This window comes from Halomonas sp. AOP13-D3-9, assembly GCF_052379125.1.
GTDB lineage: Bacteria > Pseudomonadota > Gammaproteobacteria > Pseudomonadales > Halomonadaceae > Vreelandella.
The window spans coordinates 31,941-44,491 of sequence record NZ_JBQSYH010000012.1; the positions used below are offsets into that span (position 1 = coordinate 31,941).

Below are 12,551 nucleotides of genomic sequence, written 5' to 3' on the forward strand. Positions count from 1 at the left end.
CTTATTTCTGGAGCGTAGCTGATGTCTCTGCCCCCCTATCTGCGGCGGGCTTATGATGTGGCCGCTCCGACATAATGCGCGCTAGGCGCTCTAGGGCCAGTTCGAGCCGTTCGACCAAGCCTTCCAGCAGTACCCGGCGGTCAGCGGGCACGTCGCCGTAAGCCTCTATCGCTTCTTCCAACTGCTGGCCCGCTTGGCGAATCCCTTGGGGCTGGCGCCCGTTGGCGCTCTCTTCAAATCCGCTCGCCAGCGTGCGCAGCAGGTGGTGGTGCGCCTCGCGGATTCGCGGATGCGGTGCATCATCAAGCCGGTCACGCAGGCGCAGCGTCGCGGTGCCCACATCCAGCCCGGTTAAGCCAAGAATAAACAGGTGGCGCTGGTCTTCAGGCAGCATGTCGTCGTGCTGGGCCAACTGAAGAATCCGATCCGCCATATGGCCGCTGAAGCGGGTTTCGGCGTCGCGAATCGAGCGCCGCGTTAGCTCATGAATGTCTGTGGAAATGGCGCTGATCAGTCGCCGTCGTCTAAGGCGCGTGCCTAGCCCCGGCAGCAGACGAAAGCCCATTACCACGCAGCTAAGCCCAATGACCACGGCCACCACGCGGTTGGCGAAACTATCGAATGAGAAATCCATGCCGTTGCCGGGCATGGTCAGCAGAATATTGAAAATCGTAAACGCCAGGCAGTACCCCATCGTGGCTGGATTGGTGGCGCCCAATAATCCCAAAAACAGCGGCGTACCGAAAATCAATGCAAGCAAAGGAAAGCCATTGGCCTGGGAAAGCAGCACATGGCCGAATAGAAAGGCGCTGGGAATCGCCGCCAGCATGCCTTTGTAGAACATCATGGTGATCGCGATAGGGTTGTCACGGCTGGCGAAGAAGGCGGAAAACAGCGTGCCGAGCATCATCGCAATCATGGCGCTCTGCCAGGCGGTGATAATCCAAAAAGTCGCCAGTAGCGAGAATACCAGGCCCGAGCGTATAGCGTTGATACTCGCGGCGAGGTGGTCGCGGTGCCAGGCCAGCGGCGATGAACGCAGTTTATGGCTCTCCGGAGAGGCAATCGCTTCCCGGGCATCGAGCATGATCATGGCGTGCCCGATCGATTCACGTAGCCCCAAGCGCAGGCGCCGGTCAAGCGGGGCTAAGCGGCTCTCCTCCTCGTTTTCGTGAACCTGCTGGCGTAACGCCTGAAGAGCTTTTCTGGCCTCAACCACGCCTTTAACGTGTTCAGCATCGCGAAAGCCTTGAGCGACCTGCCCCGCCAGTTCGATACTTTGCGGGGCGAGGCGGTCGGCGTGGTCGTGCATCAGTTGATGAAGCGCCTGAAGATTGGCGAAAAAGCGCAGCGTGCGGCGGGTTAGTACGTGGGTGGCTCGCACCCGGCCAGAACCTGCCGGGCCTTCAAAACGGGCGGCCTGGCTATCGGTTTCCAGCAGGGTTAACGGCCCGAGGCTACTACGCAGGGCTTTCTGCATCGCCGGGATATCGTCGCTGGCTTCTAAGCGCAGGGCGGCATGCTCGAAGGCTTGGTTGATGACGTTGTCGGCCTGGGTGGCAAGGTGGGTGCCCACATGGGATGGCCAGAGCAGCGAGCTGACCAGCATGGCGCAGATGGCGCCCAGCCCGAGCTCGGTAAGGCGCGCCACGGCGATATCGAAGATCCCAGCGGGCGCGCTGCCGCTGGAGATGACCACGATCAGCATGGCCGTGACGGAGGCCATCAGGCAGCCGTAAGTGTAGTTATTACGCCACAGCGAGCCCACGTAGGTGCATAGCATAATCCAGGTGGTCAGTACGATAAGTGCCGGTACGCGGGCCTGGGCGAAGAGCGCCATGATCGCGATGCCCGCCACGGCGCCAAGCAAAGTGCCGACAAGCTGGCAGATGCCTTTCTCTACCACCATACCGCTCATGGGGCGAATCTGCAGAAACGCCGCCGACATCAGCGCCCAGTAGGGGCGCTCCACGTCAAGCCAGAGCGCAACATAAAGGGCGAGCATCATCGCCAGGGTGGTCTTGATGGCAAACTTGACCGCCGTGGCGTTGGGCGTCAGGTAGGTGCTAATAAAGGGTGACATAGGTCATTCAGGCTGTTCGGCAGGGCGGACACGCACGGTCGCTGTCATGCCGACACTCAGCAGCGTGTCATCAGGAACCTCAGCGAGTGAAATACGCACCGGAATGCGCTGCGCCAAGCGCACCCAGTTAAAGGTTGGATCCACCTGGGGCAGCAACTGCTGGTTAAGGGTTGTGTTGCTGTCGGCGATGCCCCGGCCAATACCTGCCACTCGCCCATTCAGGTGAGTGTCGCCGTTCATCAGAATCACCTCTACCGGGTCACCAACCTTGATTGAGTCCATTTTGGTCTCCTCAAAATAGCCCACTACATAGAAGGAGTTATCCGCAATCAGCGCCATGACGGGAGAGCCGCGGTTGGCATACGTGCCAGCGGTGAGCTGCACATTGAGTATGTGGCCGCTCGCTGGTGCGGTTACTTGGGTGCGCGCTAAATCAAGCTGGGCACTGGCCAGCTCCGCCTGGGCCTGCTGTAAATCGGCGGCTGCAATCCGGGAGTTGATCTGGGCGATCTGCTGGTTTTCTGCGCTAATCGCACGATTGTTGCTCAACTGGTTACGTCGACTCTCCTCGGCGCGGCTTAGTTCCAGGGTGGCCTGGCGGTGCTCAACCGTGGCCTGAGCGCTGTCGACCGCTGCCTGATAGCGAGTGTCGTCGATCGCAAACAGTGTGTCGCCCTGAACAACATGGTCGGTGTCGGCGACGTTCAAGGTGCGCACCCAGCCGGAGACGTCCGGGGCAATGGTAACAACCTCAGCATGCACTCGGGCGTCGCGGGTCCAGGGGGTGTAAAGGTAGTAGCGCCAAAGCCAAGCACCGGCAGCAATGGCGATAGCGACAATAATTAAAGTGAGCAAAATACGAAGCGAAGGGCGCATCAGCGATTCTCTCAAGGGCTGTCTCAAGGGCTTTGAAGCAACACAGTAAAAATGAAGGTAGTGGCCGCTGTGAAGATGACAAACAGCGAGATATCGAACCATGCCTCGTACCAGAGGGCGTACTCGCCGGCCACCCAATGCAGTAGCGAGCGAACAGTCAGCGTAGCAATAAAGCCAATCAACGCGTAGATCAGCAGTGGGCTAAGGTAGATGCCACCAATGGCGATTTCTTGAAGACCCATAACAACCTTAAGTGGACGATAAGGACGGAAATTTAACCCCAGCCGAGAAAAATCAGCCAACAGTATAGTGAGAATTAACAGAGTTTGCCTTTGCTGACCAGTTGGCGCAGCTAAAGGCTCGTGGCACTCACATAGAGTATGGCGCAGCGGCACGTCTTAATGAGCAGGCAGAAGGCGTTGAACTGGTAATGCAGGATGATCGTTTGTTTCCACTGGCGGGGCTTTCTACACACAGAACGCTGATGTTCGGCATTTAACGTTTGAATTCAGGCGCCAATATGTCAGATAAATCTCAATTAGTTAAATTAGAACTATGCTTTAGTATTAGTGTCGTACTTGCCAACTCTTAGGTCGTAGGAGAAGGCGTTTGTTGATCAAAAAGAAGAAAGCTCGGTCTCATACCGAGGATCGCTGCCTGGCACTGGTACTGGCGACGGCTGCCGGTATTCTCAATGCCATGGCGTTGGGGGCTTTTGGGTTTCTCCCTTCCCATATGAGTGGCAACGCCTCACAAATGTCGACTGAAGTGGTCAGCTCCGATACCTATGGCTTGTTGTTTCTGGCAGCCCTGCTCTTGGCATTCGTGACAGGCAGTACGCTCGCTCGCGTTGCCGTGGTCGTGGGGCAGAAACTGAGAACCATCTTCTGCCTGATTCTCTTGGCGGAAGGCGTGGCATTGACTGCAGTGTCGGTGTTTGAACTGCTGTTTTACTCGACACGCTTCAACGAGGAAGTGCTGATAGCATTGGGCTTCTTGATGGGAGTTCACAACGCAACGTCAACGCAACTCTCAAACGGTCGGGTGAGGTCGACTCACGTGACCGGCACACTAACGGATGCTGGTATCGCGTTAGGCTCGTTCTTATCATCCTTGGTAGCACGCGGAGAGGCGACCGACCGCCGTGCTTGCCGAAAGCAACTCTATACGCATTTGACGACGATTTTTTCATTTCTGACGGGGTGTGTTATCGGATTTGTGTTGTTCAATTTGTTTGGTTTCAAGGCAATGCTGGGGCTGGGGGCTGTTTTGATGATCGTTCCCTTGAGCGCAATTGTTATCACGGTGCGTACGGCCAGTAAGTTGATGGACGCCAGAAGAGCCTAACGGGGAGTGGCGTCCTTTCGCCGGTCGCACGGTTATGGCTCACTGAATTGCAGTGGCATCAGGCCTGCTGTTTACCCGAGTGCCTTCCGCTAATAGATAGCCTGCGACACTACTGTTTGGCATTTACCACAAGCGCTAACTGTACTAATGCCCCTGCTGCGGCGATTGCCCCCGCGCCCACCGCTAATGTCGAAACGGGAAGATGGAGGGAAAGCAAAACTCCGCCACACGCCGCACCAATGGCACTGCCTAAATAGAGCGCCGATTCATTGAGCGCGACCGCCAAGTTGCCGTCGCCATGAGCTTGGCGCGTGCGAACGAGCTCGTTGTTTTGTGGCACTTGCAGCGCCCAGCCCACGGCGCCCCAAAGCGCGATCGGGAATAACGTCAGCAGAGGATGAACCGATGTCGAAAAAGGTAGGGCGATGAGCGCTATAAAGAGCAGTAGCATGATCGCCAAGGTCATTACCGGGCCGTTAAATTTGTCGACCAATGGGCCAATCAGAAAGCTGCCCACGACGCCGCCAATTCCCCATACCCACAAATAACCGGTAATCGACTGAACAGCGCCTGACTCAGTGGCCGCCATAAAAGGGGCGATAAAGGTGTACATGCCCAGGCTGGCAATGGCCGCCAATAAGGAAACCGCCAGAATGGCCATGGCATGAGGGCTTTTCAAAATAGCCAGCTTGCGGGCAAGAGCAAGCACTGGCGTGGCTGGTAGTGCAGGGAGTTTGGCGTGAAGTCCGGCGTAGGCGATGCAGCCAAGACCTGCGATAAGCCACATTGCTGACGCCCAGCCTAAACGTTCAGCGAGCAGCAGACTGATAGGCACCCCCAGTACCGTGCCGCTCGCCATGCCGCCCATGATGATCGCAATCGCTTTACCGCGCTGGGGCTCTGGCGTGATGGCGGCTGCGGCGGCAATGCCCATGGCAAGATAAACCCCGGCGCCCACGCCAGCGACTGCTCGCCATATAGCGAGGGCGATAAAGCTAGTGGCCAGCGCGCTGGCGATATTGGCCACAATAAAAACGGCCAACGCCACTAGTAAGCCCAAACGTTGATGATGGCCGGGCAGTAGTGCCACGACGACGGGCGAGCCTAAGCCATAGGCTAATGTGAACGCCGTGACTAACTGGGCGGCCTTGGCAGCAGAAGCACTAAAAGCGTCGCCAATAAGTGGAATAAGCCCCGCAGTGACATAAGAGGCCATTCCCAACGCAAACGCCCCCAGGGCGATTAAATAAACCGATAAACGAGACTGATCAGCCATCACGCTCTCCATGTTAGATAAGGATTGAAAAATCACCGCTAGTTCTGCCAGCGAGAGGCTATTCTGGAGAGGCTTTTAAAGGGGTACAATTTAACTGTTTATGCTATTACTAAAAGTGATACGTTATTTAGAGGTAATGAAATGACCGCTGCCCGGACGTTGACTCGAACGCGGGAAGACTTGGCTGCGTTTCTACGCAAGCATCGCGAGAAAATTGCCCCGGAAGAGGTGGGGTTGCCTCGTGGAAGGCGGCGGCGCACGCCAGGGTTAAGGCGCGAAGAGGTCGCCGCTTTAGCGGGCGTGGGGCTGACTTGGTATACCTGGTTGGAGCAGGGTCGCGATATTAGCGTATCGGCGACGTTTCTGGATAACTTATCCAAAGTGCTCAAGCTGGATGCGGCTGAACGCCGCCATCTGTTCTTGCTTGCCCATCAGCGGCTACCCTCTGAGCTAGGCAAAACCTGGTGCAGCGTGCCGCCGCTGGTGCAAACCTTGATGGACGACCTGCCCACACGGCCCGCCTATATCCTGAACCTACGCTGGGACGTGCTGGCCTGGAACGCTGCCGCTGATAAGCTGTTCAACTTCTCTGCCCATGCACCTGAACGCCGCAATATGCTGTGGTTGTTATTTACCGACCCTGCCATGCGCCAGCGGTTATCACCCTGGGAGGAGCAGGTTTGCCAAATGCTATCCAGCTTCCGACGCGACTTTGCCCGTGCGTCTGAGGATCCCGCTATCGATGGATTGGTTGAAGAGTTAACCAAAGTGGCGCCCGAGTTTAAGGCATGGTGGAAAAATCAGGAGGTCAACGCGCCTTGCCAGGGCGTGCGCCATCTTTATCTGGATGGGATCGGCGCTATCGCGTTTGAACACACCACGCTCACCGTTGATGAAGAGCGCCACCTACGGTTGGTTTATTATGCCGTAAAGGAGGCGGATCCTCAGAGTGCTGCTTTTACCCACTGGGTGAGTGACGACAAAGGCGCGAGGTAAGGGTGGAATTTAAGCAAACGTGGCCACAACGTCGTCTATAAAATGACGTAGCTTCGGCGTCATGCGCTGATCGGTGGCGTAGAGCAGGTGCATGGGTCTTGAAGGCCCCTCATAGTCTGGCAAGATGCGCACCAGCCGCCCGGCGGATAACGCCTCAGCCAATGCGGCTTCATAGCCCAATATAATACCGAACCCCTCCAATGCTGCGCGAAGCAGCCCTTTCCAGTCATTGATTTGCAGCCGCCCGCTCACGGGGGCGTCATATAGGCAGTTGTCGCGACTGAAGCGCCACGTTCTGCCCAAAGTGCCGAACCAATAGGTGAAACCCAAGCACTCATGCTCCAGCAGATCCGCCGGTGTCTCAGGCTCACCATGCTCAGCTAAATAAGCTGGTGAGGCACAGGCGATAAGCCGATAGGGGGCAAGCGGACGTGCCACCAATGTAGTGCTGTCGGTGATTGGCCCAAGGCGAATGACGGCTTCGTAACCTTCCTCGATAGGGTCGACCAGACGATCCGACAAGGTGAGATCGACCTCTACTTCTGGGTACTCACGAAGATAGCGGGTAACCAGTGGAACCAGGCTTTGACTGCCAAAGGTGACGGGCGCGTTGATTCTGAGGCGGCCTCGTGGAAGGGCCCTGGCTTGTTCCGTCAGCGCTTCGGCCGCCTCGACTTCAGCGAGGATCGTTTGGCAACGCTCATGATAGAGATACCCGATCTCGGTCAGGCTCTGTTTGCGTGTGGTGCGGTGCAATAGCCGCGCCCCAAGCTGCTGTTCCAGGGCCATAACGTGTTTGGAAACCATCTGCGTCGATAAGCCGAATTCTGCGGCGGCGGCCGTGAAGGAGCCAAGATCGGCAGCCCGCACAAAAACAGCCATGCTCGTTAGCCGATCCAGCATTATCAACTCCCAGTAGATAGTTAAGTGAATAAGGTGATGTTTATCACGCTTGAGTGGCAGGATAAAGTGCTGTTCATCTTAAAACTGCCAGGAGAAAGATATGCGGATCGGTATTATTGGTGCAGGTTTTATCGGGCAAGCGTTTGCACGCCTGGCGATTGCGGCGGGCCATGACGTCATGATCAGTAACTCGCGGGGGCCGCAGACACTCAGCAGCATCCCGGCGAAAATTGGCGCCCAGATCGGTACCGTGCATGAGGCCATCGGCTTCGGCGACATTATCCTGATCGCCATTCCTTTTCATCAATACGCGAATCTTCCCGTTGAGTCGCTACGCGACAAGATCGTGTTGGACGCCAATAACTACTATCCAGATCGGGATGGAACGATCCTGGAACTGGATGAGCGTCGGGCGACGACGAGTGGACTGCTGGCGCAGCATTTGACAGGCTCCCGTCTCGTGAAGGCATTCAACGCGATCCTGGCCTCCGATCTGGAGAAGGGCGGGCAGACGCTGCCTTCGGGAAACCGGCGCGCCTTGCCTATCGCGGGGGATGATGACGCGATTAAGGAGATCGTCGCAAGCTTGGTGCTCCAGTTGGGCTTCGATGTTGTTGATGCCGGGCCGCTGTCGGAAGGCTGGCGTTTTGAGCGCGCCAAGCCAGCTTATTGCATACCGTACGATCGAGAGGGATTGCGCCAGGCACTTGATGAGGCGCAACGCAACATTGATATGCCGGAAGGATCATGGCGTCGGTAAAAGGTAAATAAATATAAAGTTTTATTAGTTTTTAAACCAAAAGGTTCCTGGGAACAGCAGTTGAAAGGAAGTGATTCTATGAATATTCGTCTGGTTCTCACCGAGGCTTAAGATCTCGCATAAGCGAGAATTATGTTCATCGACTCAACTGATGGTGACGTTTAGGCAGTGTATGGCCGCCATCGCCGAAACACTGGCACTCAATAAGTCGGTCACCACTAGCGAGAGCAATAGTTAGTGTAAAGAAAATAATAATGATTTGTATTAACTGAATGCTGTTATTAGAATTACCCTCCGTTTGCTGATCGTTTGGGGGGGGAGAATGCCGGGTTCAGCTAAAAGTACGCCGCTGGCTGAGATGTACAGTGCTCACCATGGCTGGTTGCAGCACTGGTTGCAGCGCAAAACGGGCTGTAGCTGGCAGGCGGCTGATCTGGCTCAGGATACCTTTCTGCGCATTCTCACCTCTCCGAGTAACGCCGACAAAATTAGCAAACTCCATGAACCGCGTAACTTTCTGACCACCATTGCCCGCCGGGTGTGGGTGGATTTTGTGCGTCGGGATGCCTTGGAAAAAGCCTGGCTGGAAGCCCTGAAGCAGCAACCCGAGCCGGTGTTTATCTCGCCGGAAGAGCAGGCCCTGATTCTGGAGACGCTGTTTCAGGTCGATGAAATGTTGGAAGGGCTGGGCAAAAAGGTCAGCCAGGCGTTTCTGCTTTGCCACCTGGAAGGTCTTCGTTATGCCGAAATCGCCGAGCGTTTGGGGGTCTCTGTCAGTTCGGTAAAAAAATACATAGCCAAAGCCACCGAGCACTGCCTGCTACTGATGTGCGATGAACCGCTATGAGCGATACCCGGGTAGCCCGCAAAGATATCCTCAGATCTGCCGCCCGCTGGTATGCGCTGCTGTGCTCGGAAGAGGTTACCGAACAGCAAAAAAACGCCCATGATGCGTGGTTAGCGGAGGATCCGGCCCACGCTCGGGCTTGGCAGCAGGTAGAAAAACTGCGTCAGCAACTGCAGGAGATTCCTGGTGCCCCTTCGCTCGATGCGTTGCAGATCAAACAGCACCAGGGGCATAGCCGACGAGCAGTACTGCGTGGTTTTGCTTTATTGGCAGCAGGAAGCGCGCTGGGCTCGTTGGCCTGGCAGCAGGCGCCAATAGAAAGCTGGATGGCCAGTCACCGCACCGCACGGGGCGAGCGCCGCGAATATACCCTGGCCGACGGTACGCAATTGGTACTTAACACGGCCACCGCGCTGGATGTAGTGGAAACCTCGACCACGCGGTTGATTCGCCTCTATGAAGGCGAAATCTTTATTCGCACGGGCCAAGGGGCGAAAGGCGTTGCCGCCGCTAAAGCGCTGCAGGTGCATACCGAGCAAGGCACTGTTGTGCCGTTGGGCACCGTGTTTACCGTGCGCAAGCAGGGCACGTCTACCCAAGTCACCGTGCTGGAGGATGAGGTCGAGTTGATTCCGCAGTTGGCTGGTGGCAAGACCCAGCGCCTTGTTGCTGGAGAGCAGGCGCAGATGAGCTCACGCTCTGTAGAGGTTGCCACCGCCACCGCCCAGGCGGATAGCTGGACACGCGGTCTGCTGGTAGCGGTGGACTGGCCGTTGAGCCGTTTGGTAGCAGAGTTGAGCCGTTACCGGACAGGCGTGCTGCGTTGTGATCCCGACATTGCCGGGCTGAGGGTATCAGGCGCTTTCCCTATTGATGATACCGACCGGGCGCTGCAAGCCATTGCCAATGCGCTGCCGGTTAGCGTCGACCGACTGACCCAATACTGGGTAACCCTCAAATCTAGCGAATAAAAAGTTGGATTATTTATTGTCCCTTTTTCGATCTCGTTCGACCCAGAGATAAAGCAACCGATTCTGGAATTAACGAGATAAAGATGACCAAACCCTTTAACCCCAAGCAGACACTCATATCCCTCCGATACCACCATGGCAAACCCACGTGTGCGCTTGGTGGTATCGCATTGGGCTGTGCCCTGATGAGTTCGATGGCACTGTTGCCCCTACAGGCAGCGCAGGCGCAAACAACGGACGGGCAGGCGCAACAGGCTGCTAGCCAGCAGGCATACAGCATCGAGCCGGGATCGCTGGGCAGTGTATTGAGCCAGTTCGCCAGCCATGCGGGCATTGTGTTGTCCTTCCCCGCTGATCTCACTGATGACCTGCAAAGCGCTGGATTGAATGGGCGTTATAGCGTGGAGGAGGGGTTTGAGCAGTTGCTTCAGGGCAGTGGTTTGAGAGTGGTCAAGCGGGGGGCCGCGGACTATGTAATGGAAAAAGCAGGTACTGCAGAAAACATGGTATTGGATACCGTGGCAGTGGTAGGCAGCCGAATCAGTAGTGACGGTTATTTGGCTTACAGCACCTCAGCGGGCAGCAAAACCGATACACCGCTGATAGAGCTTGCGCAAAGTATCAGTGTGGTCACCGAAGAGCAGCTTCGTGACCGGCAGCCGTCGTCAGTAGAGCAGGCGGTGGCTTATACGGCTGGGGTTCGGGTTGAAGCAGCGGGGATGGATCCGCGCTTTGACTTGATATCGGTGAGGGGGTATCCGACGGTATATCATGGCGATTTCCTGGATGGCTTGCGCCAACCCAATAGCGGGTGGCTCTCCTACTACTCCACCGTGCCCTATAATCTGGAACGTATTGAGATAGTCAAAGGCCCTGATTCGATGCGCTATGGTCAGCTATCACCGGGTGGGCTGGTGAACCGGGTTAGCAAACGTCCTAGTGCTGATGCACCACAGGAAGTGCAACTGCAGGTGGGCAGCCATGACCATCTGCAAGGCCAGTTCGATGTGGGTGGTGAGATGGGCAGCGATGTGCAGTACCGCCTAGTGGGCGTTATGCGCGATGCGCAAACGGACATTGAACAGGTGGATAATGACGTCACCCTACTAGCGCCAACCCTCCATTGGCAGATGAGCGATCGTACCGACATTACCTTTATTACCCAGTATCAGGAACGCCAGACCTCTGCTTCACCGCGTCCTTATCAGGACGGCGATAACCTGACTCATTTTTGGTCCAGCGATGAAGACTTTGACAAGTTGGATCAAGAGCAGTGGGCACTGGGTTATGAATTTAACCACCGCTGGAGTGACCAACTGCAACTGCAGCAAAATGTGCGCTACGGCCAGGTGGATACCACCAACCAGTACCTCTCAGCAGGCACCTTATCCGGTACAACGCTGAGCCGGAGCAGTGTCGGCCTTTACGAAGAGATGGAGTCGCTTAGCACGGACACCCGGCTGATGGCGACATTTGATCAGGGCAAGGTGGAGCACCAGGTGATGTTAGGCGCCGACTACGCCTATCTCGAGAACGATGTTATTTATGCGGGTGGTAGCGCACCGTCGATCGATATCGATAACCCGGATTACAGTCAGCCTGTAGCCCAGCCGAGTAACGTGTGGACAAACGACAGTGGGAAAGCCCACCGCAGAGGTCTTTATTTACAGGATCAGGTCAAGCTCGATAACTGGCGTTTGACCGCAGGAATCCGCCGCGACTGGGCGCGTGACGAGACTCGCAACAACCTCACCGGTACTGCCAGCGAAAGCCGGGATGAGAAAAACACTTGGCGCTTCGGCGCACTCTACGCATTTGATTCGGGGCTGTCGCCGTACTTCAGCTATGCGCAATCGTTTCTGCCTGAGAGCGGTACCGATGTCAGCGGCAATGACTTCGATCCTACCGAAGGTGAGCAGTTTGAGCTGGGGCTGAAATATCAGCCAGCGGGCAGTGACGCGATGCTGACTGCGGCGATCTACCAGATCGATGAAGCCAATCGTAAAACCACTGATCTCGAGAACCCGCTATTTCAAGTACAAACCGGAGAAGTGCGTACCCGTGGTCTGGAGCTTGAGGCCGTCGGGAATGTCACCGACGACCTGCGCATGACTGCAAGCTACAACTACAACCGCAGCGAAATCACCGCGGATAATGATGGCAACGAGGGCAGTGACCTGGCGAATACCCCGCGCCATCTGGCGTCCCTTTGGGTGGACTATCGCGTTCCTGCTTTGGAACGACTGCATCTTGCCGGTGGGGTGCGCTACATCGGTAGTGAGTACATTGATAATGCCAACAGCAATAAAAACTCTGCATACAGCCTAATTGATATGGCGGCACACTATGATTTCGCGGGCTCTTTACAGGGAGTTCGTGCCAGCCTCAACGCCACTAACGTAACGGATGAAGAGCATATCTCCTGTGAGGGCATCTATTGCTATCGCGGTGCCGGTCGCAGTCTGATTGGTAGCATCGCTTACCAATGGTGA

Annotated in this window: 11 protein-coding genes; 6 read left to right on the forward strand and 5 right to left on the reverse strand. The window is 56.2% G+C overall.

Annotated elements, in window-relative coordinates:
- Position 1 precedes the first annotated feature (1 nt).
- Genes ACT3UM_RS14380 through ACT3UM_RS14390 form a run of 3 tightly spaced genes read right to left on the reverse strand, consistent with a single transcriptional unit; the run spans position 2 to position 3,201 of the window.
- Complete coding sequence (locus tag ACT3UM_RS14380) at positions 2 to 2,083, reverse strand: FUSC family protein (RefSeq protein ID WP_498899872.1); 2,082 nt, start codon at positions 2,081 to 2,083, stop codon at positions 2 to 4.
- Positions 2,084 to 2,086: 3 nt separating this feature from the next.
- Positions 2,087 to 2,959 carry an efflux RND transporter periplasmic adaptor subunit gene (locus ACT3UM_RS14385; protein ID WP_498899874.1) on the reverse strand — a complete coding sequence of 291 codons (873 nt, stop codon included), beginning with the start codon at positions 2,957 to 2,959 and terminating at the stop codon, positions 2,087 to 2,089.
- Positions 2,960 to 2,982: 23 nt separating this feature from the next.
- Positions 2,983 to 3,201 carry a DUF1656 domain-containing protein gene (locus ACT3UM_RS14390; protein ID WP_498899876.1) on the reverse strand — a complete coding sequence of 73 codons (219 nt, stop codon included), beginning with the start codon at positions 3,199 to 3,201 and terminating at the stop codon, positions 2,983 to 2,985.
- 367 nt (positions 3,202 to 3,568) lie between these two features.
- Between ACT3UM_RS14390 and ACT3UM_RS14395 the strand changes: the two genes are divergently transcribed.
- Positions 3,569 to 4,306, forward strand: a complete 738-nt coding sequence (locus ACT3UM_RS14395; protein ID WP_498899878.1) for a YoaK family protein — start codon at positions 3,569 to 3,571, stop codon at positions 4,304 to 4,306.
- 109 nt (positions 4,307 to 4,415) lie between these two features.
- Here ACT3UM_RS14395 and ACT3UM_RS14400 read toward each other — a convergent pair whose 3' ends face one another.
- A complete protein-coding gene (locus ACT3UM_RS14400; RefSeq protein ID WP_498899880.1) occupies positions 4,416 to 5,582 on the reverse strand; it encodes an MFS transporter in 1,167 nt (388 codons plus the stop codon).
- A 141-nt stretch (positions 5,583 to 5,723) separates the two neighbouring features.
- On the opposite strand from ACT3UM_RS14400, the gene ACT3UM_RS14405 reads away from it, so the two are divergent.
- Complete coding sequence (locus tag ACT3UM_RS14405; protein ID WP_498899882.1) at positions 5,724 to 6,578, forward strand: helix-turn-helix transcriptional regulator; 855 nt, start codon at positions 5,724 to 5,726, stop codon at positions 6,576 to 6,578.
- 9 nt (positions 6,579 to 6,587) lie between these two features.
- On the opposite strand, the gene ACT3UM_RS14410 is transcribed toward ACT3UM_RS14405, so the two are convergent.
- Positions 6,588 to 7,481, reverse strand: a complete 894-nt coding sequence (locus ACT3UM_RS14410; RefSeq protein WP_498899884.1) for a LysR substrate-binding domain-containing protein — start codon at positions 7,479 to 7,481, stop codon at positions 6,588 to 6,590.
- 100 nt (positions 7,482 to 7,581) lie between these two features.
- Between ACT3UM_RS14410 and ACT3UM_RS14415 the strand changes: the two genes are divergently transcribed.
- The 4 genes from ACT3UM_RS14415 (at position 7,582) to ACT3UM_RS14430 (ending at position 12,551) form a co-directional block, all read left to right on the forward strand.
- Positions 7,582 to 8,241: an NADPH-dependent F420 reductase gene (locus ACT3UM_RS14415; RefSeq protein WP_498899886.1), complete on the forward strand. Its 660-nt coding sequence runs from the start codon at positions 7,582 to 7,584 to the stop codon at positions 8,239 to 8,241.
- Positions 8,242 to 8,563: 322 nt separating this feature from the next.
- A complete protein-coding gene (locus tag ACT3UM_RS14420) occupies positions 8,564 to 9,088 on the forward strand; it encodes a sigma-70 family RNA polymerase sigma factor (protein ID WP_498899888.1) in 525 nt (174 codons plus the stop codon).
- Positions 9,085 to 10,059, forward strand: a complete 975-nt coding sequence (locus ACT3UM_RS14425) for a FecR domain-containing protein (protein WP_498899890.1) — start codon at positions 9,085 to 9,087, stop codon at positions 10,057 to 10,059. Before ACT3UM_RS14420 ends, ACT3UM_RS14425 begins: the two co-directional genes overlap by 4 nt.
- Before the next feature lie 194 nt (positions 10,060 to 10,253).
- Positions 10,254 to 12,551 carry a TonB-dependent siderophore receptor gene (locus tag ACT3UM_RS14430; RefSeq protein ID WP_498899892.1) on the forward strand — a complete coding sequence of 766 codons (2,298 nt, stop codon included), beginning with the start codon at positions 10,254 to 10,256 and terminating at the stop codon, positions 12,549 to 12,551.